The following is a 25,737-nucleotide window of genomic DNA, read 5'->3' as shown; positions in this document are numbered from 1 at the left end:
AGAGTCCCTGTCGTTCGCACTTTTCCTTGCCCCGGCAGGGCTCAGCAAGAGCGTGGATCGTACCATGGATATGGGGCTTCGCGTCCGGGAAGATAGGGGTGGGCCGTGGCCACCGAAGTGGACGCCAAACAGAGCGCGTTGACGCGACGATGGCAGCTCCAGGTCGATCTGGCAGCCAGCCATCGCCGTGATCGGCGCAATCCCTATCGGGCGCTCTCCGGCGCCGCCCCGTTCTTCCACATGGCGTCCGGCACCACCACCAGCTTGCCGACGAAATCCTTGGCGATGAAATCCGCTTGCGCATGGTGGAAATCGGAGAGCTTGTAGACGCCACCGACCAGCGGCCGGATTTTTTTCGCCTCGATGTATCCAACGATGCGGCGAAAATCCGTTCGCGTGCCCTGGCTCGAGCCATGCAACTGCAACTGCTTGAGATACATGGTCCTGAGATCGAGCTGGACGACCGGGCCGGCGATCGCGCCGGCCGTGGTGTAGCGGCCTTCGGGTCGCAGGATGCGCAACAGGTCGTTGAAGATGGCGCCGCCGACGAGGTCGGCCACCACGTCGATCGGTTGGCCGCCGGTCACCTCGGCCACCGCTTGCGGCAAGTCGGCGACGCCGCGGGTAATGACAGCCTCGGCGCCGATGTCGAGCACCGCCTGCTCCTTGCCCTTGCCGACGACGGCATAGGGAATGGCGCCGCGCGCCCGTGCCAGTTGCACAATGCCGGAACCGACGCCGCCCGAGGCACCGGTGACCAGCACGCGCTCGCCGGCCTTGAGTGCGGCACGTTCCAGCATCTGCTCGCCGGTGAGGTAGGCGCAACAGAAGGTGGCAAGCTCGATGTCGCTCATTTCGGTGTCGACGACATGCGCGTTCTCGGCCGGCACGGCCTGGTATTCGGCGTAGCCGCCGTCGCGGCCATGGCCCATATAGTCGATGTCTGCGAGGGAATCGTCGTCGCGGTTGTAGATGGAAAAATCGACCATCACCCGTTCGCCGATGCGGGCATCCGCTATGCCCTCGCCGACGGCAACAATGGTGCCGACCGTGTCGGTGCCCTGGATGCGCGGGAAGCTCAGCGTGTTGCCCTGGCGCCGCCAGGTCGACACCGCCGCCGCGTCCTCTTCCGTGCCATAGGCGCCCTGGCGGACCCAGACATCGGTGTTGTTCATGCCGCACGCGCTGACCTTGACCAGCACTTCACCTGATGCGGGTGAGGGCACTTTCACATCGCTGCGGTAGACGAGTTTTTCCGGTCCGCCGTGCCCGGTGAGCAGCACGGCGGCCATGGTGGCGGGGAGGGTTTTGGTCATGGCGTTCACAAGTCGATTTCAGAGATTGGCAAACACGCTCTTCACCGCATCCGCCGTCTTCGACACGACGATGTGGGCTTCCTCGCGCGTCAGGCAGAGCGGCGGTGCGAAACCGAGAATGTCGCCTTGCGGCATGGCGCGGCCGATGACGCCGCTCGCGGCAAGTGCTGTCGCCACTTGTGGCCCGATCTTCCGCGAGGCGTCGAAGAACACCCGGTCGTCCCTGTCGGCGACAAATTCGATCGCTGCCAGCATACCGTCGCCGCGCACGTCACCGACATTCTTGTGGCCGCCTACGGCCTTGGCCAGTTCGGCACGGAAATAGGCACCGGTCTCACGGGCATTTGTCACCAGGTCCATCTCGTCGATCAGTTCGAGATTGGCCACACCGGCGGCAACGCAGATCGGATGCGCCGAATAGGTCCAGCCATGGCCGAGCGAGCCGAGCTTGTCGGAACCCTGCACCAGCACCTGCCACATCTTGTCGGCGACAATGACGCCCGACAGCGGCGCATAGGCCGAGGTCAGGCCCTTGGCGATGGTGATCAGGTCCGGCTTGATGCCGTAGTGGTCGGAACCGAACATGGTGCCCAACCGGCCGAAGCCCGTCACCACTTCGTCGGCGACCAGCAGCACGTCATATTTCTTCAGCACCGCCTGGATCTTCTCCCAATAGCCGGCGGGCGGCGGCACGATGCCGCCGGTGCCGAGGATCGGCTCGCCGATGAAAGCGGCGACGGTTTCCGGCCCTTCGGCCAGGATCATTTCCTCGAGCCTGTCGGCGCAATGCTGCGAGAACTGCTCCTCGCCCATCGAGCGGTCTGCGCGACGGAAATAATAGGGCGCCTCGGTGTGCAGGATCGGTGCGCGCGGCAGGTCGAAGGCGTTGTGGAAGAGGTCGAGCCCGGTCAGCGAACCGGTCATCACGCCCGAGCCATGATAGCCACGCCAGCGCGAGATGATCTTCTTCTTCTCCGGCCGGCCGAGCACGTTGTTGTAGTACCAGATCAGCTTGATGTTGGTCTCGTTGGCGTCGGAGCCGGAGAGGCCGAAATAGACCCGCGACATGCCCTGCGGCGCGCGGTCGATGATCATCTTGGCCAGCGTGATCGAGGCCTCGGTGCCGTGACCGACATAGGCGTGGTAATAGGCGAGGTTCTTCGCCTGGGCGGCGATGGCGTCTGATATCTTCTGGCGGCCATAGCCGACATTGACGCAATAGAGGCCGGCGAAGGCATCGATGCTCTTCTTGCCATTGTTGTCCCAGACTGTGACGCCTTCCCCGCCGGCCATGATGCGTGTCGGGCTCTCACCGCGTGCGTGCGTGCCCATATGCGTCGAGGGATGGAAGAAGTGGTCGCGATCCCAGGCGGCGAGTTCGTTGGACTGGTCGAGCATTTTTGACTCCTTGAGGATGGCCGGACGGATCTATGCGATGTCCAGGCAGAGATACTTCAGATCGGTGAAGGCTTCGAGCCCGTGGCGCGAGCCTTCGCGGCCGATGCCAGACTGCTTGACGCCGCCGAACGGGATCGGCGCGCCGGTGATCTTGACGCGGTTGATGGCAACCATGCCGTAGTCGAGCGCGCGGCCCATGCGCTGCTGGCGGGCGCCGTTCTCGGTCACGACATAGGCGACCAAGCCATATTCGGTGGCGTTCGCGCGGGCGATCACCTCGTCCTCGCTGTCGAACGGCGTCACGGCGGCGACTGGGCCAAAGGTCTCCTCACGCATGATCAGCGCCTCGTCAGTGACATCGGCCAGCAGCGTCGGCTGGTAGAACAAAGGGCCGGCTTGATGCCGCCCGCCACCCGTGAGGCAGCGCGCGCCGTGGGCGAGCGCGTCTGCGACCTGTTCCTCGATCTTCTTGATCGCCCGCTCATGCATCAGTGGCCCGATGTCGATTTCCTGAGCAAGGCCATTGCCGGTCCGCAGCGCCGCGATGCGCCTAACAAAAGCCGCGCAGAAGCGATCGTAGATCGGGCGCTGGACATAGATGCGGTTGGCGGCGAGGCAGTCCTGGCCCGACGTGGCGAATTTTGCATCGATGGCAATGCTCACCGCTCTGTCGAGATCGGCGTCGGCAAAGACGATCAGCGGCGCATGGCCGCCAAGCTCCATCACCAGCCGCTTCATCGTCGGCGCACTCTGCGCGGCAATCAGCCTGCCGATCTCGGTCGAGCCGGTGAAGCTCATGGCGCGGACGCGCGGGTCTTCGCACATCCGGCCGACGATCGTCGCGGCCTTGCCGGTGACGATGTTGAAGACGCCGGCGGGCAGGCCGGCGCGCTCGCCGAGTTCGGCCAGCGCCAGCGCCGACAGCGGTGTTTCCGAGGACGGATGCGCGACGATGGTGCAGCCGGCGGCAAGGGCGGCGGCCGCCTTGCGGGTCAGCATCGCCGACGGAAAATTCCATGGCGTGACGACACCGACGACACCGAGCGGCTCACGCCGCACCATCATTTCCGCACCCGGCAGATGGCTGGTGACGCTCTCGGCGTTCAGGCGTTTTGTTTCTTCCGCATACCATTCGACGAAGGAGGCGGCGTAGTCGATCTCGCCTAGTGACTCCTGCAGCGGTTTGCCCTGTTCCAGCGTCATCAGCAGAGCGAGGTCGTCCTTCGCGGCGATGATCAGTTCGAACCATTTTCGCAGGATTTTTGCGCGCTCCTGCGGCAACAGCGCCCGCCAGGCCGGAAAGGCGCGCGCGGCGGCATCGATCGCTCTTGTCGTCTGCTTGCTATCGAGCGCGGCGACGAAAGCGACAGTGGCGCCGGTGGCCGGGTCGGTGACCTCGAAACTTTCCGCCGCCTCGCTCGCCGTCCAGTGACCATCGACATAGGCGAGTTCGCGCAGCAGCCGGCGGTCGGCCAAGCGATCGAGCGCTTCGTGGCGATGCGAGCGAGCGAAATGCGCGGACATGATCGATGCCTCCCGGTTCGGACTGATGCGGGAAGACTATCCGCCCTATGCAGACAGAGAGGCTGTTTGGATGCCGGCCCGTAGAGAGACTCTCTCAATTGTGCCGCCCCGGCAGGCGATCTCTCCGGCTCTAGATCGGTTCATCGTTTCACGGAAACGCCGAACCGCTCTATCTCTTTGCTTTGACGCAATTCCGGACGGAAAACCGCTACACACTTTTCCTAGAATTGCTCTAAGGCGACGCCGGCAACAGGTCGGCTATGGGCAGCGCGATCTCGTCCTTCACCGTCTTGATGACGATGTAGGTGAAGTAGCGGTCGATGCCGATTTCGCGGTCAAGCAAGCCATCGACCAGCCGCTGATAGGCGTCGATGTCGCGCGCCATCACCTTCAGCACATAGTCGACGCCACCGCCCACCGACCAGCAGGCGACGATCTCGGGAATGTCGCGGATGACACGCTCGAAGCGGTCGAAATCGGCCTGGCGGTGGCTGGCCAGCGTCACCTCCATCAGCACGGTGGCGACTGGCGCCACGACACGCATGGCGATCCTGGCGTGATAGCCCGAGACGATGCCGGCCTTTTCCAGTTTGCGCAGCCGCATCCAGCACGGTGTCGGCGACAGCCCGACCTGTTCGGCCAGCGCCAGCTTGGTGATGCGTCCGTCGCGCTGGATGGCGTCGAGGATTTTCAGGTCGATCGGGTCGAGTTTCGCAGCGGTCATCAGCGTCCACTTTTTCGTCGACGTCACCATGACGGTGCATTATTTCGATTGTCAATTGCACTGATTTCGATCTCTAATAAGTCATGACATTGTGGCAACCCGATCCCGCGCTCATCCGGCGGCCGGCCTATCAGTCGCTGGCCGACCAGTTCGCGCGCGCCATCCATGACGGACGCCTGGCCAATGGCGCGCGGCTGCCGACCCATCGCCGGCTGGCCGACGACCTCAAGCTTTCGGTGCAGACGGTCAGCCGCGCCTATGAGGAACTGATCCGGCGCGGCTTGATTTCGGGCGAGATCGGCCGCGGAAGCTTCGTCCAGACGCAGCGCCGCGAGCCGGAGCCGCCGTACCTGCCGGAGCGTCTTGGCGAGGTCATCGACCTCTCCATCCTGAAGCCGGTCTGCGAACCGATGCATCTCGAGCGGCTGAAGCAGGCGCTGGGCTGGCTGGCCGAAAACCTGCCGCCGAGTTCGGCGCTGTCGTTCCGGCCCAACATGGTGTTTCCGCGCCACCGCGCGGTGGCTGTGGAATGGCTGAAGCTGTGCGGGCTCGATACCTCCGCGCAAAACATCAGCCTGACCAATGGCGCCACCGCCGGCATGACGGTGGCGCTGATGAGCGTGGCGCCGCCCGGCTCGACGGTCGCCACCGAAGCGATCGGCCACCACACGCTGGTGCCGCTCGCCCGCTATCTCGGCTTCAACCTCGAAGGCCTGCCGATCGACGGCAACGGCCTGATACCGGAAGCGCTGGACGAGGCCTGCCGGCTTTCCGACATCCGCGCCGTCTTCGTGCAACCCTCGGTGATCAACCCGACCGCGACGCTGATGGATGCCACACGGCGCGAGCAGATCGCAGCGGTGGCGCGCAAGCACGACATCGCCATCATCGAGAACGATGTGCTCGGGCCCCTTGTCGAGGACCGGCCGCCGCCGGTCGCTGCCTTTGCGCCGGAGCGCACGCTTTACGTCACCTCCTTCACCAAGATCACCGTGCCCGGCCTGCGCATCGGCTATCTCGCCGCGCCTGACCGCTATGTCGCCGCCGTCGCCAACCGGCATCTGGTCTCGAACTGGATGGCGACGCCGCTGGTGGCCGAGATCGCCACCAAATGGGTCACCGACGGCACGGCGATGGAACTCGTCCACTGGCAACGCGCGGCATTGCGGCGGCGGCAGGATATCGCGGCGGAGGTGCTGGCAGGTGTCGACTATCGCGCCCGGCGCGACGGGCTGCATGTCTGGCTGCAACTGCCCGCCGACCGCGCCGAGGACAGTTTTGTCGCCCAGGCCCGCTTGCAAGGCGTGGCGATCGCGCCGGGCACCTCCTTCCGTATCTCCAACGCACCATGGCATCCGGCGGTGCGCATCTCGCTGGGCTCGACCACCGAGGGGGAACTGCGCGCCGGCCTCGGCGTTGTCACCAAGCTTTTGCTTGGCGACCCGGAGCATCTGCTGCTCGCGATATGAGAATGCCGCCCAAAAGTGCGAAGCGGTTTTGGGATAACGGCATGCACAGCCAGCCGGGAGTGCTCCCAAATTGTGCGGAATCATAAATATTGTCATGATATTATTTTTCCAATTGACATGATTTGGCGGGTTCCGCATCGTTAATGGCACAGGCTTCTCCAGCACGGGGAAATTCATTTGTCCGCATCAGCGCCCATCATCAAGATCGACGGCATCTCGAAGAGCTTCGGCAGCTTCAAGGTGCTGGACGGCCTGTCGATGCAGGTCATGCCGCGCGAGAAGCTGGCGCTGATCGGCCCGTCCGGCTCGGGCAAGACGACGATCCTGCGCATCCTGATGACGCTCGAGCGCATCGATGCCGGCCACATCCAGGTCGATGGCGAGCAGCTATACCACATGGAGCGCAATGGCCAGCTGTTGCCCGCCGACGAGCGGCACCTGGCCAGGATGCGCCAGAAGATCGGCATGGTCTTCCAGCTGTTCAACCTGTTTCCGCACAAGAGCGTCATCGACAACGTCACGCTGGCGCCGATGCTGACCAAGGGCATGCCGCGCGCCGCCGCCGAGAAGCGGGCGATGGAACTGCTCGACATGGTCGGCATGGCCGACAAGGCCAAGGCGATGCCGGCGCAGCTGTCCGGCGGCCAGAAGCAGCGCGTGGCGATCGCTCGCGCACTCGCCTTGCAGCCGAAAATCATGCTGTTCGACGAGGTGACATCGGCGCTCGACCCGGAATTGGTCGAGGAGGTGCTCAACGTCTTGTGGCGGCTCTGCGCCGAGACCGACATGACCATGCTGCTGGTCACCCACGAGATGGGTTTTGCCCACGATTTCGCCGACCGGGTGCTGTTCTTCGATCGCGGCCGGATAGTCGAGGAAGGCAAGCCCGACGAGATTTTCCGCAATCCCAAGCAGGAGCGCACGCAAGGCTTCCTGAAGAAGATCATCGCGGCCGGACATCGCGTCTGACCGTCATGCCCCCCGGGGCGGCGAAGCCGTCCCGTAAGTAAACCAGAAACCGGCGGCAACGCCGTCCTCAAGGGCGGAAACGCCGCCCACAACAAAAGCAAGACACGAAACAAGGAGTTGGGAACAATGAAGAAACTTGGCATTCTGGCTGGCGTCGCCGGCCTTGCACTGACGGCGGTGCTGGGCGCCTCGAGCGTCGGTTCGGCCGACGACAGCAAGCTCGAACAATTGAAGGCGCAGGGCTTTGCCCGCGTCGCCATCGCCAACGAGCCGCCCTATACGGCGGTCGCCGCCGACGGCAAGGTTTCGGGCGCGGCGCCGGATGTGGCGCGCGAGATCTTCAAGCGGCTCGGCGTCGCCGACATCGTCGCCTCGATCTCCGAGTATGGCGCCATGATCCCCGGCCTGCAGGCCGGCCGCTTCGACGTCGTCACCGCCGGCCTGTTCATGAAGCCGGAGCGTTGCGCCGCCGTCGCCTATTCGGAGCCGGTTCTGTGTGACGCCGAGGCGATGCTGGTCAAGAAGGGCAATCCGAAAGGCTTCAAGAGCTATGAGGATGTCGCCAAGGATGCGACCGCCACGATCGGCGCACCGGGCGGCGGCACCGAGGAGAAACTGGCGCTCAATGCCGGCGTGCCGCGCGAACGCGTCATCGTCGTGCCGGATGGCCAGAGTGGCGTGAAGATGCTGCAGGACGGCCGCATCGACGCCTATTCGCTGCCGGTCCTGTCGATCAATGACCTGGTCAAGAAAGCCGCCGATCCGAACCTCGAAGTCATCGCTCCCGTGCAGGGCGCACCGGTCTATTGCGACGGCGCCGCCTTCAAGAAAGGTGACGAGGCGCTGCGCGACGCCTTCGACGTCGAGCTGGCCAAGCTGAAGAAGTCGGGCGAATTCGCCAAGATCATCGAGCCCTATGGCTTCTCGGCGGCAGCGGCGATGTCGACGACGCGCGACAAGCTCTGCGCAGCGAAGTAGGCGCTCCTTTTCCTTCTCCCCGTTCACGGGGAGAAGGTGTCACGAAGTGACGGATGAGGGGCAGCACCACACTTTGGTTGGTTCGCGCTGCCCCTCATCTGCCTGCCGGCGTCTTCTCCCCGTGAACGGGGAGAAGGAGCCTAAAACCAACGTTGGAACTTCGAATTTATGACCCAGTGGTCCGGCTATTTCGGCCTGATATTGCAGGGAGCGCTTGTCACCATCGAGCTGACGCTGATGGGGTCGGTGCTTGCCCTGATCATGGCCTTTCTCGCCGGCATGGGGCGGCTGTCGCGCTTCTTCGTGCTGCGGGCGCTGGCCACCGTCTATATCGAATTCTTTCGCGGCACCTCGATCTTCGTGCAGCTGTTCTTTGCGTATTTCGTGCTGCCCTTGGCCGGCATATCGCTGACGCCGTTGCAGGCCGGCGTGCTGGCGCTTGGCCTCAATGTCGGCGCCTATGCCGCCGAAGTGGTGCGCGGCGCCATCCAGTCGATCGGCCGTGAGCAATACGAGGCCTGCATCGCACTCAATCTCGGCCGCTGGCAAGGCATGCGCCACGTCATCCTGCCGCAGGCGCTGCTGGTGATGCTGCCGACGTTCGGCAACAATGCCATCGAACTGCTCAAGGCGACCGCCGTCGTCTCGCTGATCTCACTGGCGGATCTGACCTTCCAGGCGCAGGTGGTGCGCTCGCAGACCGGCAACACCATGGTTCCGTTCACCACCATCCTGATCATCTATTTCATCCTCGCCCTGCTAATCTCGTGGGGCGTGCGCTCGCTGGAACGCCGCATGGCGCGCGGCCTCGACGGAGTGCGCGTCTGATGGTCGGAGTCTGCTGATGGAATGGGATTGGAATTTCGTCCGGGAAATCATGCCGACGCTGATCCAGGGGGTGAAGATCACCATCCTGGCAACGCTGCTCGGCTCGGTGCTGGCGGCAATCGTCGGGCTGGGCATCGCGCTGGCGCGCCGCTCGCCCAACAAGGCCTTGTCGCGCACTGTCGGTTTCCTCGCCGAGTTCATCCGCGGCACGCCGCTCCTGGTGCAGCTCTATTTCATCTTCTACGTGCTGCCCGACATCGGCATCCTTTTGCCGCCGCTGGTCGCCGGTGTCATCGGGCTTGGGCTGCACTACGGCACCTACACAGCGGAAGTCTATCGCGCCGGCATCGAGAATGTGCCACGCGGTCAGTGGGAGGCGGCCAAGGCGTGCAATCTGAACGCCAGGCAGACCTGGACCCACATCATCATTCCGCAAGCCATCCCACCGATGATCCCGGCGCTCGCCAATTATTTCATCGCCATGTTCAAGGAAACGCCGCTGCTGTCGGCGATCACCGTGCTGGAACTGATGAACCAGGCGAAAAGCGTCGCCAACACCTACTATCGCTATATCGAGCCGATCACGCTGGTGGGTGCTTTCTTCCTTGCCATCAGCCTTTGTTCGGTCGTGCTGGTGCGCTGGCTGGAACGCCGCTACGGCAAGATCGAGAGGTAGTTCGTGAAACCCTTGCCCGAGATCAAGGTTGCGCCCAATCGGCCGGCGCTCGACGACCGCCCGCTGGAACGGCGCGTCGGCCTGATCATCCTTGCCACCGACCATACAACCGAACCGGATTTCCGCCGCATGGTGGCGAGTGAGCGGATCGGGGTCTATGTCGCGCGCATTCCCTATGCCAACCCGACGACGCCGGAAAATCTGCGCAAGATGCAGCCGGCGCTGACGGCGGGTGCGGCCCTTATCCTGCCGGACGAGCCGCTCGACGCCATCTGCTATTCCTGCACTTCGGCCTCGGTGGTGATCGGCGATGCCGAGATCGAGGCGGCGATCCGGGCCGCCAAGCCCGGTGTTTCAGTCGTCACGCCGCCAATGGCCGGCGTGCGCGGGCTGCGTGTGCTGGGCGCAAGCAGGATCAGCATTCTCACGCCCTACACGGTCGAGACCAGCCGGCCGATGGCGGCCTACTTCGCCGCGTGCGGGTTCGACATCGCCAATTTCACCTGTCTCGGCTTCGAGGACGACCGCGAGATGGCGCGCATCGCACCGGCAGCGCTTGTCGATCTCGCGCGCGAGGCGATGCACGCGAGTGCCGATGCGTTGTTCGTGTCCTGCACGGCGCTGCGCGGTGCGCTCGCGGTGACCGGCATGGAACAGGCGATCGGCCGTCCCGTTGTCACCAGCAATCAGGCGACCGCCTGGAACTGCCTGCGGCTTTGCGGTGACGCGACAGTCCATCCTGAGTTCGGCCGTCTGATGACGCTGCCATTGCCGCGCGACTGATGATCATGACACAGGTTACCTCCCAGCACATTCGCGCCGCGCGTGAGCGGATTGCCGGCAAGGTCGAGTGTACGCCGACCGCGCTTTCCCTGAGTCTTTCCGAACAGCTGGGCGCACAGGTTCACCTCAAGCTTGAACACCGGCAGACGACCGGCAGCTTCAAATTGCGCGGCGCCTCGAATGCTGTCGCTTCGCTGAGCGCAGCGGAGAAGGCACGTGGCGTGGTCGCGGCGTCGACCGGCAATCATGGCCGGGCACTTGCCCATGCGGCGAAGCTCGAAGGCGTGCGCGCGGTGATCTGCATGTCGCATCTGGTGCCGGGCAACAAGCTCGACGAGATCCGCCGGCTTGGCGCCGAGGTGCGCATCGTCGGCAACAGCCAGGACGATGCGCAGCAGGAAGTCGATCGGCTGGTGGCTGAGGAGGGGCTGGTCATGCTGCCGCCTTTCGACCATCCCGATATCATCGCAGGGCAAGGCACGCTCGGGCTGGAGATGATCGAGCAGGTCCCGGATGCTGCGCTGGTTCTGGTGCCGCTGTCCGGCGGCGGGCTGGCGGCGGGCGTTGCCGCAGCCGTCAAGGGCGTCAGCCCGAGGACAAGAATCATCGGCGTTTCGATGGCGCGCGGTGCGGCGATGAAGGCAAGCCTCGACGCCGGCCGCCCGGTGCCGGTGGAAGAACTGCCGACGCTGGCGGATTCGCTCGGCGGCGGCATCGGCCTCGACAACCGGCTGACCTTCGCCATGTGCCGCGACCTACTCGACGATGTCATTTTGCTCGGTGAGGACGAGATCGCCGCCGGCATCCGCCATGCCTACGAACGAGAACGCGAGATCGTCGAGGGCGCCGGCGCGGTCGGCATCGCGGCGCTGCTCGCCGGCAAGGTCAAGGCGAACGGGCCGGTGGTTGTGCTTCTTTCGGGACGCAACATCGATATGAATGCCCACCGCAAAATCGTCTGCGGCGAGGCGCGATCGCTGAAGGAGCACGCCGCATGAGCCGGATGACGATCCTCACCGAAGCAGAACTACGCACGATCGTGACGCTCGATCTCGATGCCGTCACCTGCATCGAAAACGCTTTCCGCGCGCTCGCCACCCTGCCGGTGGCGATGCCGCCGATCCTGCGGCTGGACATTCCCGAGCACCGCGGCGAGGTCGATGTGAAGACCGCCTATGTACCTGGTATCGACGGCTTCGCCATAAAGATCAGCCCCGGCTTCTTCGACAATCCGAAACTCGGCCTGCCCAGCGTCAACGGCATGATGGTGCTGCTGTCGGCCAAGACAGGCCTGGTCGAAGCGCTGCTGCTCGACAATGGCTATCTCACTGATGTCCGCACGGCTGCGGCCGGCGCGGTCGCGGCGAAACATTTGTCTCGGCCAGAGTCCTCGGTTGCCGCCATCTTTGGCGCCGGCGTGCAGGCCGGATTGCAGCTCGAAGCGCTCATGCTGGTGCGGCCGATCGCCGAGGCGCGCATCTGGGCGCGCGATGCCGTCAAGGCAGAGTTGACCGCTGGCGCCTTGCGCGAAAAGCTCGGCATCATCGTGCGCGCCGAGCCCGATGCGGCAAACGCGGTTGCCGGCTCCGACATCGTCGTCACCACCACGCCGTCGACCGAGCCGCTGATCAAGGCCGGCTTCGTCTCCGCCGGCCAGCACATCACCGCCATGGGCTCGGACGCCGAGCACAAGAACGAAATCGCACCGGCGATCCTGCGCATGGCCGATCTCTATGTCGCCGACAGCGCCAGCCAGACAAGACGGCTGGGTGAACTGCATCACGCCGTCGCGGCGGGCGTGATGGCCGCCGATGCGGAGGTGACTGAACTCGGCCAGATCATCGCCGGCGCAAAACACGGGCGGCGCTCGGCCAGCGACATCACCATCGCCGATCTCACCGGCACCGGTGTGCAGGACACGGCGATTGCCACGCTGGCCCGCGACCGGGCGCGGGCGGCCAATGCCGGAACCATTTTCGAAAGCTGATGCTGGCCGCAAGAGCATGATCCGGAAAAGTGGGAACCGGTTTTCCGAGGAGATCATGCTCAAACAAAAAATTACCTGGAGCCAGATTCAACGAAGTTGAAGCGGGTTCCAAGGCCCAACAAACGAGGAAGCAAAAGAATGATGCCGAACCTGAAATTCTCGCGCGGCGAATATGCGGATCGCCTCGCCAAGACTCGGCAAGCCATGGAGGCCAAGGGCGTCGATCTTTTGATCGTCAGCGATCCCTCCAACATGGCCTGGCTGACCGGCTATGACGGCTGGTCGTTCTATGTGCACCAGGCGGTTATCGTGCCGCCATCGGGCGAACCGGTCTGGTATGGCCGCGGCCAGGACGCCAACGGCGCCAAACGCACCGCCTATCTCGCGCATGACAACATCGTCGGCTATGCCGACCACTATGTGCAGTCGACCGAGTGCCATCCGATGGACTTCCTGTCCAGCGTGCTTGCCGATCGCGGCTGGGGCAAGCTCAGCATCGGCGTCGAGATGGACAATTACTGGTTCTCGGCCGCCGCCTTCGCGTCATTGCAGAAGCATTTGCCCAATGCCCGCTTTGTCGATGCCACCGCGCTGGTCAACTGGCAGCGTGCGGTCAAGAGCCCGACCGAGATCGACTATATGCGCAAGGCCGCCCGCATCGTCGAGGCGATGCATCAGCGCATCTTCGACAAGATCGAAGTTGGCATGCGCAAATGCGATCTCGTCGCTGAGATCTATGATGCCGGCACACGCGGCGTTGACGGTATTGGCGGCGACTATCCGGCGATCGTGCCGCTGCTGCCGTCGGGCACCGACGCCTCGGCGCCGCATCTGACCTGGGACGACAAACCGATGAAGCGGGGCGAGGGCACCTTCTTCGAAATCGCCGGCTGCTATAACCGCTATCACTGCCCGCTGTCGCGCACCGTCTTCCTCGGCAAGCCGACGCAGGAATTCCTCGATGCCGAGAAGGCGACGCTGGAAGGCATGGAAGCGGGCCTGGCGGCGGCCAAGCCCGGTAACACCTGCGAGGACATCGCCAACGGCTTCTTCGCCGTGCTGAAGAAATACGGTATCGTCAAGGACAACCGCACCGGTTACCCGATCGGCCTGTCCTATCCGCCGGATTGGGGTGAGCGCACGATGAGCCTGCGTCCCGGCGATCGCACTGAGCTCAAGCCCGGCATGACCTTCCATTTCATGACCGGCCTGTGGCTGGAAACGATGGGGCTGGAGATAACCGAGTCCATCCTGATCAGCGAAACCGGTGTCGAGTGCCTGGCCAATGTGCCGCGCAAGCTGGTGGTGAAGGATTGAAACCGATGTCCAGTCTCCGCCCGTCGCCGATCGCGCCGACCGTCGATTTCGACCGCGACGGCGTCCAGCATGGTTTCCTGCGCTTGCCTTACAGCCGTGACGATTCCGCGTGGGGCTCGGTGATGATCCCGATCTGCGTCATCCGTAATGGCACGGGACCGACAGCGCTGCTTTCCGGCGGCAACCATGGCGACGAGTATGAAGGGCCGCTGGCGCTTTACGAACTCGCCCGCACGCTCGACCCGAAAGATGTCAACGGCACTGTCATCATCGTGCCGGCGATGAACTATCCCGCCTTTCGCGCCGGCACGCGCACATCGCCGATCGACAAGGGCAACATGAACCGCAGCTTCCCCGGTCGGCCGGACGGCACGGTGACCGAGAAGATCGCCGACTATTTCCAGCGCGAATTGCTGCCCCTCTCGGACATCGCGCTCGATTTCCATTCCGGCGGCAGGACACTCGACTTCGTGCCCTTCTGCGCGGCGCATATCCGGCCCGACAAGGGGCTGGAGGCGCAAGGGTTCGCTGCGGTCGAAGCGTTTTCCGCACCTTGGTCGATGAAGATGCTGGAGATAGATGCTGTCGGCATGTTCGATACCGCCGCCGAGGAGATGGGGAAACTGTTCATCACCACCGAACTCGGCGGTGGCGGCACCTCGCGCGCGCATACCGTGCGGATCGCGCGGCGCGGCGTGCTCAACGTGTTGCGTCATGCCGGCATTGTGGATGGTGCGGTCGAGAGGGCTCCAACTCAATGGCTCGACATGCCGTCCGGCGACTGTTTCTCCTTCGCCGAGGACGACGGCATGATCGAAACCATGGTCGATCTTGGCGAACCTGTCGAAGAAGGCGCGGTGCTGGCCCGCATCCATTCAGTCGGCCGCACTGGCATCGCCCCGCAGGAAATCAGGGCAAAAATGTCGGGCATGCTGGCGGCGCGGCATTTCCCGGGCCTGGTCAAGACCGGCGACTGCGCGGCGGTGGTCGCCGTGCACGTCTGAGCGTTCCGCCCCGGGCCCGCTCCGGGCGGTGCCGAAACCTTGCTGCGTCCTCGCCTGCTTTCCGTCTCGCGGAGCCCTTTGGCGCGGCGGAAAGAAGCAGGATGGCGCGCAGAGTCGACATTGCGTGAGGATGTCACTATATACCGGCGGCTTCGACCCGCGCGCCAAACGGCTGCGCCCCCGAAGCGATTGTAAATGTGTTACGGATTGCGCCATCTATTGTGACGAAAATCGGCTCGAAAACCGGAAAAAAGCAAATAGAAACAGTGGCGCAAAGCTGGGCGTGATCCCAGCCAACGGTACCGACCCCTCAGAAACAGAAAATGCTCTTGCCCCCTCGATTTCCTTTGGCTCTGTGGACCTTGGACAAGATCGGCTTGCCGGTTGGCGACGACTCGGCTCGTATGGGGACATGCATCCTTTGCGGGATGTCGGCGTTTATGATTACCAACCGGCTTTGCCGCCAGGGAACAGCAGTATGAGTGAACACGCGATCGAGTTCTTGCGGGGATGGATTGGCGAAAAGGTCCACTGCCAGTCATCCCAGGCCAGGATCGACAAGCAGGCCGAGACTCTGGCCAGGGAGTGCGCTGCCAAGGCGGCAGAAGTCGGCATCCCTCTGGAGGATATCCAGGAAGAAGTCGGCGACATTCAGGAACTGATCGCCTCCCGGCTCGAGGAAGCGGCCGAGGCCGACGAGCAGCAGCAGGCCCCCAAAGCCGCGGAATAGCCGCATAGAGCAATTCCAGGAAAACTGTCTGAAACGCGGGCTGTTCGGCCCGCGTCTTCGTATCAGCTATCCCTCAGCCAAACTTCTCTCTCAACCACGCCTTCGGCAACGCCGGCACGAAATTGCCATCGCGCCCGCTCATGTCGTCATTGGCGACCAGGGCGTTGAGGATCGATTCCTCGATGCTCTGGATCACCGCATCGAAAAACGGATCGATGTCGGTGTCCGGAACAAAATCGGCGCTGGCGATGCGGCCGGATGGTGCCAGCGCCGCGCTCGCATTGGCGGTCGAAAAGGCGATAAAAATGTCGCCTGAACTGTGATAGCCGAAGCCGCCTGTCATGGCGACACCAAGCGGCACGCGGCGAGCCAGCCGCTTCATCTGGTGCGGCAGGAACGGCGCGTCGGTGGCGATGACGGCGATGATCGAGCCCTTTTCGGCGCGCGGCGTGCCCTGCCGGATCGCTGGCTCGGCAAGTTCCGGCCCGGCGCGCAGGCCGCGAACCGCAAAATTGTGCCGCTTGCCGAAATTCGACTGCACGAAGGCGCCGACCGTGTAGGCGCGGCCTTGCCATTCCACAATGCGTGACGCTGTCCCGGATCCGGCCTTGAAGCCAAAAGTGATCATACCGGTGCCGCCGCCAACGCTGCCTTCCTCGATCGGTCCGCTGGCCGCACCGTCAAGTGCCTGGGCAACATGCTCTGATGTCAAATGGTGGCCGTTGATGTCGTTGAGGAAGCCGTCATAGGTCTCCGCCGCCACCGGCAGGCCCCAGCCGCTGTCGAGTGCCGCCGGCAGCACGCGTTGCATCCAGCGCAGCGTGCCGTCGCGTGAGACGCCGCAGGAATGCGTGTTGGTGATGGTGATCGGGAAGTTGAAAGCGCCGGTTTCCTCGACGATGTGCGAGCCGGTCAGCTCGCCATTGCCGTTCTGGCTGAAGATGCCGGCAAAGACCGGCGTCGCCAGATCGGCGCGCGGCCTGGGCAGGATAGCGGTCACGCCGGTGCGCACTGGTCCCTGGCCGACGACGAGCGCGCCGTCGCCTGAAATCAGCGTCGCGTAACCGACCGCAACGCCGGGCACATCGGTGATCGCGTTGAACGGACCGGGTGTCCCGTCGAAACCGATGCCGAAACGTCGCGCGCGCGGCTTGCCGGAAGGCGTTGCCAGATGGTGCGGATTGTCGGTCATGGTCTCAGAACAGCGATCCCTGGTTGCCGGGCTCTTTGGCCTTGGCCGCCGGCTTGGCTACGGCTTTCGGTCTTGCCGTGCCGCTGGTGGCAATCGCATCGGCGGTGCCGTCGGCGAACTCCAGCGAAAGCGCCATTCCCGACGCCACCTCAGCCGCATGTTTGATCACCGCCCCATCGGCGTCCTTCACCAGGACGAAGCCGCGCGCCAGGACGGCCTTGTGCGAAAGCGTGGTCAGCAGGCGGTCGGCCTGGCTCAATTGTCCGCGCAGGCGCTCGAGCCGGACGGAGATCACCCGATCCTGGCGGCGCGCCAGTGCTGCCAGCGCGTCCCCTTGCAGTTTCTGGCGTCGCGCGATCGGTGCGGGCGACAGACGCGTCGCGGTGCGCGAAAATCGCGCGCGACGTTCGCGCACGATGGCAAAAAACGCCGCTTGCGCGCGGGCGAGGTCGCGGCCAGTCAGCGTGCGGGCTTCATTCATGCGCCGCGACAGGGTGGCCGGCGTCAGCCTTTGGCCCTGAAGCCGTGCCCGCTTGCGGTCGACGCTGACGGACAGCGCCCGGCCGAGCCGGCTTGTCGCTTCGTCGAGGCGGCGGCGTGGCAGCGCCAGCAATTGATCGGGCGAGGGCAGCGCGCGAGCGGCCGCACGGGCGGCCTGCCGCTTGCGCTCGAAATTGCGCAAGACCGCCGCCTTGAGCCGCGCGCCAAGGCTGGCAAGCGTCGCTTCGAGGTCGGCCTTGACCGGCACGGCTATTTCAGCGGCACCTGTCGGCGTTGGCGCCCGCACATCCGCGACGAGGTCGATCAGCGTCCAGTCGGTCTCGTGGCCGACGGCCGAGATCACTGGAATGCCGGACGCGGCAACGGCACGCGCCAGCGCTTCGTCGTTGAAGCCCCAGAGATCTTCGAGGCTGCCGCCACCGCGCGCCACGATCAGCAGATCGGGGCGCTGGATGAGGCCATCCCAGGCCAGCGCGTTGAAGCCATTGACCGCCGCGGTCACTTCCGCTCCCGCCGTCTCGCCCTGCACGCGCACCGGCCAGACCAGCACATGCAAAGGAAAGCGGTCCTTGATGCGGTGGATGATGTCGCGGATGACGGAGCCAGTCGGCGAGGTGACGACGCCGATGACGCGCGGCATGAACGGCAGCAACCGCTTGCGGCCGGTGTCGAACAGGCCCTCGGCCTGCAGCCGGCGCTTGCGCTCTTCCAGCAGCGCCATCAGGGCGCCGGCGCCGGCGGGCTCCAGATTGTCGATGACGATCTGGTAGTTGGACTTGCCGGGATAAGTGGTGAGCTTGCCGGTGGCGATCACCTCCATCCCCTCCTCGGGGCGGAATTTCAGCCGGCTCATCGTGCCTTTCCACACCACGGCGTCGAGCCGGGCACGATCGTCCTTCAGCGCGAAATAGGCATGACCGGACGAATGCGGCCCGCGATAGCCGGATATTTCGCCGCGCACCCGAACATTGCCGAACACGTCCTCGACCGTGCGCTTCAGCGCGCCGGAAATCTCGCTCACCGTGTATTCGGTGGCGTTGGTGCGTGATTCGGATGCTGACTCGCTCATCGGCCGATTGGGGAACGGCTAGCGTTCCACGTCAAGGTACGCGTCTCAGCCCAGCCACTCATAACGTTGCGCGCGGCCTGCCTACCAGCCCGGCAGGATCTGGTTCGGCTTGGTTCGCCTCATCTTGGCGAAAGCGAGTGCTGCGAAGTCGAATGTCCCGGTCTCTTCGCTGATCGGCACGGAAATATTGTCCAGGCTTTCCGAAATATGGCGCGCAAGCGCATCGACGATCTCCGGTCGCGACGTCTGGCCGCGCATGATGCCGATGCGGCAATCGGGCAGGGCGCCAAAGCCGTCGGCTTCGCCCAGCACCCGCATGCCGGGCCTCAGCGCGCATTCCGGCAGCACCGAGATCGCCAGGCCGGAAAGCACCGCTGCGGTGATGACGGTGGCCGAGAAACTGGTGAACAGGATGCGATAGTCGCGGTTCTGCTGATCGAGCACATCGACGGCGGCGCGCCGCCAGATGCAATTCGGCCGGCCAAAGGCCATCGGCAGCGTCTGCTGCTCGTGCGTCGCATGGTTGGCGGAGGTGACCCACAGCAGCGGCTCGCGCCGCACCACCTCCGACTGGCCGCGCGTGTCGTTGTGCGTCACCAGCGCCAGGTCGAGATTGCCGCGCTTGATATGCTCGACCAGCCCTGGGGTCGGTTCGCAGATGACGGTCAGTTCGACGCGCGGATTAGAGCGCGTGAACCGCGCCATGATCTCGGGCAGAAAGCGGTCGGCATAGTCGTCGGGCGTGCCGATGCGGATGGTGCCTTCGAGCCGCCGGTCGTCGAAGGCGGCCAGTGTTTCGCGGTTGAGATAGAGCAGCCGCCGCGCATAGGAGAGCAGCTTGTCGCCTTCCTCGGTCAGCCTGTTGGTGCGCCCGTCCTTCTCGAACAATGGCTTGCCGATCCGTTCCTCCAGCCGCCGCATCTGCATCGATACCGCCGACTGGGTGCGGTGCACCTCTTCGGCCGCCCGCGTAAAGCTGCCGGTATCGGCAATCGAGATGAAGGTCTGCAACTGATCGAGATCGAGCGGCGCTTTCATCGGCGTGATCCATCACTAGTGTTGATGCTAAAGATTAGAAACATTCGTTGGATTAATCAATCGGCTGATGGCAAATTGGCATTGTCCACATGAAGCCAATGCATGTCGCCCAAAAGTGGACACCGGTTTTGGGACAACGACATGCATCACCGAAGTGAATCGAAGCCGGAACGGCCGCTGACGCCAGCGCCGATCGTCTGGTTTTGTCCGTTCGAGTCTGAAGGAGACCGACATGACCACGTTTGATTTCGCCACCGAGACCTCGCGCATCACCTCGCGTCCGGCCGTTGCGACGCGCGTGGCAAACACCGTCTCCAATGTCTACCGCGCCTGGAAAAACCGCCGCGCCTTCTATCGCCTTGGCGAGATGTCGGATTCCGAACTCGCCGATATCGGCTTGACGCGCGCCGACCTGCATGTCGCCATCGACGTGCCGTTTGGCCGTGACCCGACGGCGATCTTGCGCGAAATCGCCAGCGATCGCGTCGAAACGATCGAGGATCTCGCACGCAAGGTCGCCTGATCGCCTGGCTTGGTTGCTTGTCGTATCGGTTGCCGTGAACCTTTTTAAGGTTCGAGGCGACTGACGAGTATGCAGGCCCCACTCCCTGCCGGATCCCCGCCGGCCCGCCTGCACTCTGCCCGGTCCTCCCAGGACCGGGCTTTTCTTTTGAAGCGCCGATCGGTGCTATCGCCTGTCCATGTCCCGCTTGAACTGGTCAAAGATCGTTTCCACGCCCTTCTGGTACTCGTCACGCTGCTGGGCACCGGTCTCGAACATCTTGCCGAACAGGTCGTCGAACGGGTTCCTCGGCCGGCCGCTCGGATTGGCCTGCGGTTGCGGCGCCTGTGGCGCCTGACGCTGCTGTGGCGCCTGTGGCTGTTGCGGCGCCGGCTGTCCACCCCCGCCGAAGCCGCCACCGCCGCCTTGCCGCAACATCTCCTCGAAGATCTTGCCGAGCGGGTTGTTGCCATAGGGGCTCTGGGTCTGCTGCGGTTGCGATTGCTGCGGCTGCTGCGCCCCACCGCCGAACATGTCCTGCAGCACCTTGCCGAGCGGATTGTCGCCATAGGGATTGGGTGCCGGCTGCGGCTGGCTTTGCGGCTGCGGCGCACCGCCGCCGAACATGTCCTGCAGCACTTTGCCGAGCGGATTGTCCATCGGATTCTGGGGCTGCGGTGCCTGGCGTGGCTGGGGGGCCGGGGCCTGCATGCCGCCTTGTCGCATCATCTGCTCGATGATCTCGCCAAGCGGATTGTTGCCGCCGCCCCCGAAACCACCTGCGGCCTGCATCTGGTTTGTCGTCTGCTTGAACAGTCCGCCCATGACCATCGAGGCGATGGCCGGCAGCATCTGCTGCAGGATCTGCTGGCTGACGCCGCTCGCTTGCGCCGCCTGGCTGGCCACGGCGCGCGACAGATCCTTCGAGCCGAACAGGTGCCCGAGAATGCCGTTGCCTTCATCGACGCCTTGCGGTGAGAAGGCTCGGGTTGCGTCCTCGAAATACTTGGCATGCTGGCCGCTTGCCATTGCCGTCATGAAGGCACCGAGCCCATAGGGGTCGGCAGTGTTGCGCTGCAGCCCCTGCGAAAAGGCCGGCAGCAGAGCGGCAACGGCCGCCTGTGTCTGCTGCATCGAAAGCCCGTATTGTTGGGCAAGGGCCTGCATGCCGTTGCCGTTCTGGGCCTGCGCCAGCATATCGAACAAGGTAGGCATCGGCTTCTCCTCCGGGAAATCCTAGGGTGGAGAGCCTAATTCGTTTCGATGACCGATTGAAGTGGCTTTTGCCAATCAATTGGCCGCGCCAAACCCGCAGGGTTAATAGGCGTATTCCATGAAAACCGGCTCGATCGAGCCGCCCCAGCGCGTATGATACGCGGAGAGCATCTCCTCGGCGCTGGTGGTGCCGCGTGCGACGACTTCATCGAGCGTGTTGAGGAACGAGGTCTCGTCATAGCCGTCGCGGTTCTTGCGGCCACGGTTCTTCAGGCCCATGCGCGAGATGACCATTACGTCGCGGGCGATCTCGCGCAGCGTGGTGTTGCGGAAGGGTGCGGAAATGCCTTGTTCCGGCACCGCGTTGCGCATCGCCAGCACTTCCTTGTACGTCCAGCTGGAGGTCAAAGCCTCCGCCGCATCGAGCGCGGCCTCGTCATAGAGCAGCCCGACCCAGAAGGCGGGCAGCGCGCAGATGCGCCGCCATGGTCCGCCATCGGCGCCGCGCATTTCGAGGAAGCGCTTGAGCCGCACGTCCGGGAACAGCGTCGATAGATGGTTCGCCCAGTCGCCCATTGTCGGCAGCCCGTCCGGCACTTCGTTGCGGGCAGCCCCCGCCATGAACTGGCGGAAGGTGATGTGCGTCATGTCGTGATAGTGGCCGTCGCGGATGACGAAATACATCGGCACGTCGAGCGCCCATTCGACATAGTCGGCAAAACCGAATTCCGGCGAGAAGCAGAATTCGAGCAGGCCCGAGCGCTGGTTGTCGGTATCGCGCCAGATGTCGCCGCGCCAGCTTTGCAATCCGTTCGGCCGGCTGTCAGTGAATGGCGAGTTGGCGAACAGCGCCGTCGAAAGCGGCTGCAGCTTCAGCGACACCTGCATCTTGCGGCGCATGTCGGCTTCGCTCTCGAAGTCGAGGTTCACCTGGATGGTGCAGGTGCGATACATCATGTCGAGGCCTTTGGTGCCGACCTTGGGCATATAGCGCGTCATGATCTCGTAGCGCGACTTCGGCATTTTCGGCGTCTCGGCCAGCGACCATTTCGGACTGCCGCCGAGGCCGAGGAAGCGGATGCCCATCGGCTCGGCGATCTCGCGCACCTGCGCCAGATGGGCATTGCCCTCGCGGCAGGTCTGGTGGATCGTCTCCAGCGGCGCGCCTGACAACTCGAACTGGCCACCCGGCTCCAGCGAAATCGCACCCTGGCCGGTTGGCTCGACCAGGCCGATGATGCGGCCGTCATCGATGATCGGATCCCAGCCGAGTTTCTGCTGCATGCCTTCAAGGATGGCGCGGATGCCGCGCTCGCCGCCATAGGGCACAGGCGCGTTGCCGTCGACATAGAAGGGGAATTTCTCGTGCTCGGTGCCGATGCGCCACTTGTCGCGCGGCTTGTTGCCTTCGGCCAGATGCTCGACGAGTTCATCGATGCCTTCGATCGGGCGGAAATCGGTAGTATCGCGCGCCATGATAAAGCCCTCCGCACATGATCCCGAAAATCGGCTTTCGATTTTCGGAAAGGATCATGTGCCCCTTCAAAATGCTACAGCGTCCTTTGCGCGTCCGAAAGGACGTGCGGCGCTGTAGGACGGCCGGACGACCGCCGGCGCTAGATGGACGAAATGTCAGTAGTCGATCAAGCGAAAAATCCTGAGCCACAGGTCAACAGGAATTGAACGATACCGCCCTGTCGTCCCTTGCAAGAAATGAAGTCTCACCAGTCTCCGACTGTTGCCTGGATCACCGCAAGTGCGGCCACCGCCGCCGTATCGGCGCGCAGGATACGCGGTCCGAGCGGAATGGCTGTCACGAAGGGAAGGGCGCGCAGCATCTTGCGCTCGTCGTCGGAAAAGCCCCCTTCGGGCCCGACCAGCAGCCCAAGCTTCTTTTCCTTGACCGCCTGCAGAGCCGGCAGCGGATTGTTGGTAGCGGCGTCCTCGTCGCAGAAGATCAGCCGGCGTTCCTTGTCCCAGCCGGCCAGCAGGCGGTCGAACTTTTCGGCTTCGCGCACCTCCGGCACCGCCAGGATGCCGCATTGTTCGGCGGCTTCGACGACATTGGCGCGCAAGCGATCGATGGAAGGTTTTGCCACTTGCGTGTGCTGGGTGATGACCGGCTGCAGGACGCCGGCGCCCATCTCGACCGCCTTCTGCACGAGATAGTCGAGCCGCCCCTGCTTCAGCGGCGCAAAGCAGTAAATGAGATTGGGCAACGGCGGCTGCGGCCGTTGCAGCGCCAGCACCTTAAGCCGCACCGCCCTTTTTGATTTCGCGGCGATGGCCGCCGACCATTCGCCGTCGCGGCCGTTGAACACCAGGATTTTGGCGCCCTCGCCAAGCCGCAGCACATGCAGCAGATAGTGGCTCTGCTGCTGACCGGCATCAAACTCGACATCTGGCCCGAGATCGTCAGGCACGAACAGGCGTTGCATCTTGTAATTGGGGCGCATGGCCGAGGAATGAGCGAGCCGGCCGTCGGCGTCAAGCCTCGGCGGATGGATGCCACACCGGTCGAAAGCCGTGCCGCAGGACAGCCAGCGTCGTGGCCGGCGTCAGCAGCGCAAGCGACTTGCCTTCGAGCAGACCGACATCGGCGGGTGGGCCATATCCGGCGAACGACCAGCACAGTGCCTTGCCGCCGCGCAAGGCATAGGCGTTACCGCCATCCGCAACCATCGCACCCTCGGGAAGACCGGCAAGGTCCTCAAGGGCCACTATCGGTGGCTTGCCACCGGAGGCCAACCGCTCCTTGTGCAGCCGCTTGTCGACCTGCGGTGCGCGCGGCTCGGCAATGCCGAAGGCTTCGCCGAAGCGGCCGACGAAATCCTTGGCTCGTTCGCGCTGGCAATAGAAGCAGGGGCGATGCCCGGCCGCCAGCGCCGTCACCTCGTCGAGGAAGAACAGTTCGGTCCAGCCCGCTTTGCCACCCAAATGGTCGTCGCTCTTCCGGTTGCGGCCCATCGGCTCGCGCCGCACATTGCGGAATTTGCAGACGCAGATGATCCAGGCCGGAAGCGCCCAGCGCTTTTTCTTAAGCGTCTTTGTCTCGGGATCGTGGATGATGCCGCGATTGCCGGTAAATAGCCCGCGCTCGGGCACGGCATGGATGGCGCCGAACGGATCGACCCGGTTCTGCAGTGGCATAGCTTTCTCCCGCAACACGCATCTTGGCTGCAATGCTGGCTGCATGATATCGCTCGTCACATCATTTTCATGTCAGCAGGGTTTTTCATGCGGGTACTGGTGGTCCAGAACTACGACAATACCGGCCTTGGCCAGGTTGGCGCGGCCCTTGCGGAAGCGGGTGCCGATCTCGATCTGCGCTTGCCCTACAAGGGCGATCACCTGCCGGATGACGCGGCCGGGCACGATGCCATGGTGGTGCTCGGCGGCGGCCAGAATGCGCTGGCCGACGACGACTATCCCTATTTCCCGGCACTGCTCGAACTGACCCGCGATTTCGCCGACAAGGACCGCGCCGTGCTCGGCATCTGCCTCGGCAGCCAGCTCGTTGCCCGCGCCTTTGGCGGCGAGAACCGCATTGGCGGCGCCAACGAGTTCGGCTGGCGCGGCGTGTCGCTGACGCCGGACGCCAAGGCCGATCCGGTGTTGGGCGCGCTGCCGGAAAAATTCCCGATCTTCCAGTGGCACGACGACACGTTCGTGCTGCCTGAAAACGCCGTGCGGCTCGCCGGCAATGATGTCGCCGAGAATCAGGCGTTTCGCGTCGGCCGTGCCGTCTACGGCTTCCAGTTCCATTTCGAGGCCGACCGGCCGATGGTGCAGGACTGGAGCACATCCTTTGCCCCGACCATCGCCGCGCGCCATCCCGACTGGGCCGGCAAGCTCGATGGCGAAATGGCCCGCAACGGACCTGACGCAGATGCTGCCGGCCTCGCCATTGCTCGCGCCTGGGTGGCGACGATCTGAGAGACTGTTTCGAAATTCTACTCTGGCGGCCATCTGATGGCGTTTTCTGCGCTTCCGTTGCTCACGGACCAAATGTCCGCTGCGCTACGGTTCTCAAAACCACCACCATCTGACGCGCCAGAGCGAATTTCGAAACAGTCTCTGAGCGTTCGCCCCTCGATGCCCTGCCGCGTGACATAATTGGCACGCGGCGGTGAAACCGTCTGGGAAAACACCTTTCATCCTTGGCTTGTGTCCGCCCGCCATCCTAGAAGGCGCGCGCTCTGCATCGGCTGTGCAACCGCGCTGAACCTTTTGTGTGACCCGCGCGACACACCGCCGATACAGAATATGCCTAGAAGCGCAAAATCGTCGAAACTTTGAAGCGAATTCTCCGTTTCAACCCATTGGTAACCGCCTGGTGCACAGATGCAGCAAGCTCAACAAGAGATGACCTCCGTGAAAGCAGCGCTTCTGTCCTTTGCCATGTTGTCCGCCATCGTACTGTGCGGTCTCGGCATCTATTCCGCCGACGCCGCCAACAACCACAACGCCGTCGACGGCTACGGCGTCACCGCCTCGCTTCGCTAAAGCCGAAGCGT

Annotated in this window: 25 protein-coding genes; 14 read left to right on the top strand and 11 right to left on the bottom strand. The window is 64.0% G+C overall.

From position 1 onward, the window contains the following. Positions 1-203: 203 nt before the first annotated feature. The 4 genes from ACFFNA_RS31475 to ACFFNA_RS31460 all read right to left on the bottom strand — a co-directional run bounded on the left by ACFFNA_RS31475 (position 204) and on the right by ACFFNA_RS31460 (position 4,962). Positions 204-1,316: an alcohol dehydrogenase family protein gene (locus ACFFNA_RS31475; RefSeq protein ID WP_378923679.1), complete on the bottom strand. Its 1,113-nt coding sequence runs from the start codon at positions 1,314-1,316 to the stop codon at positions 204-206. A gap of 18 nt (positions 1,317-1,334) precedes the next feature. Beyond that, positions 1,335-2,714: an aspartate aminotransferase family protein gene (locus ACFFNA_RS31470; RefSeq protein ID WP_378923678.1), complete on the bottom strand. Its 1,380-nt coding sequence runs from the start codon at positions 2,712-2,714 to the stop codon at positions 1,335-1,337. Positions 2,715-2,744: 30 nt separating this feature from the next. Next, positions 2,745-4,238 (bottom strand): NAD-dependent succinate-semialdehyde dehydrogenase, encoded by a 1,494-nt coding sequence (locus ACFFNA_RS31465; protein ID WP_378923677.1) that lies wholly within the window; start codon positions 4,236-4,238, stop codon positions 2,745-2,747. Positions 4,239-4,470: 232 nt separating this feature from the next. Next, positions 4,471-4,962 (bottom strand): Lrp/AsnC family transcriptional regulator, encoded by a 492-nt coding sequence (locus tag ACFFNA_RS31460; protein ID WP_378923676.1) that lies wholly within the window; start codon positions 4,960-4,962, stop codon positions 4,471-4,473. Positions 4,963-5,045: 83 nt separating this feature from the next. Between ACFFNA_RS31460 and ehuR the strand changes: the two genes are divergently transcribed. The 11 genes from ehuR to ACFFNA_RS31405 all read left to right on the top strand — a co-directional run bounded on the left by ehuR (position 5,046) and on the right by ACFFNA_RS31405 (position 15,703). After that, positions 5,046-6,431, top strand: coding sequence for a MocR-like ectoine utilization transcription factor EhuR (gene ehuR / locus ACFFNA_RS31455; protein WP_378923675.1), 1,386 nt, complete (start codon positions 5,046-5,048; stop codon positions 6,429-6,431). Positions 6,432-6,608: 177 nt separating this feature from the next. Beyond that, entirely contained in the window at positions 6,609-7,400 is a 792-nt protein-coding gene (gene ehuA / locus ACFFNA_RS31450) for an ectoine/hydroxyectoine ABC transporter ATP-binding protein EhuA (RefSeq protein WP_378923674.1), read from the top strand. A gap of 126 nt (positions 7,401-7,526) precedes the next feature. Beyond that, complete coding sequence (gene ehuB / locus ACFFNA_RS31445; protein ID WP_378923673.1) at positions 7,527-8,378, top strand: ectoine/hydroxyectoine ABC transporter substrate-binding protein EhuB; 852 nt, start codon at positions 7,527-7,529, stop codon at positions 8,376-8,378. Positions 8,379-8,546: 168 nt separating this feature from the next. Then, a complete protein-coding gene (gene ehuC, locus ACFFNA_RS31440) occupies positions 8,547-9,206 on the top strand; it encodes an ectoine/hydroxyectoine ABC transporter permease subunit EhuC (RefSeq protein WP_378923672.1) in 660 nt (219 codons plus the stop codon). 16 nt (positions 9,207-9,222) lie between these two features. After that, positions 9,223-9,882, top strand: coding sequence for an ectoine/hydroxyectoine ABC transporter permease subunit EhuD (gene ehuD, locus ACFFNA_RS31435; RefSeq protein WP_378923671.1), 660 nt, complete (start codon positions 9,223-9,225; stop codon positions 9,880-9,882). Between the two features lie 3 nt (positions 9,883-9,885). Beyond that, positions 9,886-10,665, top strand: a complete 780-nt coding sequence (gene eutA / locus ACFFNA_RS31430) for an ectoine utilization protein EutA (RefSeq protein ID WP_378923670.1) — start codon at positions 9,886-9,888, stop codon at positions 10,663-10,665. A gap of 5 nt (positions 10,666-10,670) precedes the next feature. Continuing rightward, complete coding sequence (eutB, locus tag ACFFNA_RS31425) at positions 10,671-11,663, top strand: hydroxyectoine utilization dehydratase EutB (protein WP_378923669.1); 993 nt, start codon at positions 10,671-10,673, stop codon at positions 11,661-11,663. Beyond that, positions 11,660-12,652: a cyclodeaminase gene (locus tag ACFFNA_RS31420; RefSeq protein ID WP_378923668.1), complete on the top strand. Its 993-nt coding sequence runs from the start codon at positions 11,660-11,662 to the stop codon at positions 12,650-12,652. The genes eutB and ACFFNA_RS31420 overlap by 4 nt, the downstream gene beginning before the upstream one ends. A gap of 138 nt (positions 12,653-12,790) precedes the next feature. After that, complete coding sequence (doeA, locus tag ACFFNA_RS31415) at positions 12,791-13,969, top strand: ectoine hydrolase DoeA (RefSeq protein ID WP_378923667.1); 1,179 nt, start codon at positions 12,791-12,793, stop codon at positions 13,967-13,969. 5 nt (positions 13,970-13,974) lie between these two features. Next, on the top strand, positions 13,975-14,973 hold the full coding sequence (gene doeB / locus ACFFNA_RS31410; protein WP_378923666.1) for a N(2)-acetyl-L-2,4-diaminobutanoate deacetylase DoeB: 999 nt from the start codon (positions 13,975-13,977) through the stop codon (positions 14,971-14,973). Between the two features lie 478 nt (positions 14,974-15,451). Then, positions 15,452-15,703: a hypothetical protein gene (locus ACFFNA_RS31405; protein WP_378923665.1), complete on the top strand. Its 252-nt coding sequence runs from the start codon at positions 15,452-15,454 to the stop codon at positions 15,701-15,703. A gap of 73 nt (positions 15,704-15,776) precedes the next feature. Here the strand turns inward: ACFFNA_RS31405 and ACFFNA_RS31400 are convergent, their stop codons facing one another. From ACFFNA_RS31400 to ACFFNA_RS31390, 3 genes are all read right to left on the bottom strand, one after another. After that, the gene (locus ACFFNA_RS31400) at positions 15,777-16,895 is read right to left on the bottom strand and encodes a DmpA family aminopeptidase (RefSeq protein WP_378923664.1); all 1,119 of its coding nucleotides are present in this window, start codon (positions 16,893-16,895) and stop codon (positions 15,777-15,779) included. A 4-nt stretch (positions 16,896-16,899) separates the two neighbouring features. Then, positions 16,900-18,465: an exodeoxyribonuclease VII large subunit gene (xseA, locus tag ACFFNA_RS31395; RefSeq protein ID WP_378923663.1), complete on the bottom strand. Its 1,566-nt coding sequence runs from the start codon at positions 18,463-18,465 to the stop codon at positions 16,900-16,902. A gap of 81 nt (positions 18,466-18,546) precedes the next feature. Then, positions 18,547-19,503 carry a LysR substrate-binding domain-containing protein gene (locus ACFFNA_RS31390; protein ID WP_111547832.1) on the bottom strand — a complete coding sequence of 319 codons (957 nt, stop codon included), beginning with the start codon at positions 19,501-19,503 and terminating at the stop codon, positions 18,547-18,549. Between the two features lie 232 nt (positions 19,504-19,735). On the opposite strand from ACFFNA_RS31390, the gene ACFFNA_RS31385 reads away from it, so the two are divergent. Further along, positions 19,736-20,026, top strand: coding sequence for a DUF1127 domain-containing protein (locus ACFFNA_RS31385; RefSeq protein WP_111547833.1), 291 nt, complete (start codon positions 19,736-19,738; stop codon positions 20,024-20,026). Positions 20,027-20,191: 165 nt separating this feature from the next. On the opposite strand, the gene ACFFNA_RS31380 is transcribed toward ACFFNA_RS31385, so the two are convergent. From ACFFNA_RS31380 to ACFFNA_RS31365, 4 genes are all read right to left on the bottom strand, one after another. Then, complete coding sequence (locus ACFFNA_RS31380; RefSeq protein ID WP_378923662.1) at positions 20,192-21,220, bottom strand: DUF937 domain-containing protein; 1,029 nt, start codon at positions 21,218-21,220, stop codon at positions 20,192-20,194. 102 nt (positions 21,221-21,322) lie between these two features. Next, positions 21,323-22,696: a glutamate--cysteine ligase gene (locus tag ACFFNA_RS31375; RefSeq protein WP_111547835.1), complete on the bottom strand. Its 1,374-nt coding sequence runs from the start codon at positions 22,694-22,696 to the stop codon at positions 21,323-21,325. Positions 22,697-22,941: 245 nt separating this feature from the next. Next, entirely contained in the window at positions 22,942-23,676 is a 735-nt protein-coding gene (locus ACFFNA_RS31370; protein ID WP_378923661.1) for a 16S rRNA (uracil(1498)-N(3))-methyltransferase, read from the bottom strand. 31 nt (positions 23,677-23,707) lie between these two features. Further along, a complete protein-coding gene (locus ACFFNA_RS31365) occupies positions 23,708-24,370 on the bottom strand; it encodes a hypothetical protein (RefSeq protein ID WP_378923660.1) in 663 nt (220 codons plus the stop codon). Between the two features lie 87 nt (positions 24,371-24,457). Between ACFFNA_RS31365 and ACFFNA_RS31360 the strand changes: the two genes are divergently transcribed. Then, entirely contained in the window at positions 24,458-25,156 is a 699-nt protein-coding gene (locus tag ACFFNA_RS31360) for a type 1 glutamine amidotransferase (protein WP_378923659.1), read from the top strand. Positions 25,157-25,594: 438 nt separating this feature from the next. Then, entirely contained in the window at positions 25,595-25,726 is a 132-nt protein-coding gene (locus tag ACFFNA_RS31355; protein WP_257784452.1) for a hypothetical protein, read from the top strand. Positions 25,727-25,737: the final 11 nt, after the last annotated feature.

It is taken from the genome of Mesorhizobium kowhaii (assembly GCF_042431665.1).
Classification (GTDB): domain Bacteria; phylum Pseudomonadota; class Alphaproteobacteria; order Rhizobiales; family Rhizobiaceae; genus Mesorhizobium; species Mesorhizobium kowhaii.
The sequence above is the reverse complement of the archived record's forward strand: the minus strand, read 5'-3'. Positions and strand labels throughout refer to the sequence as shown.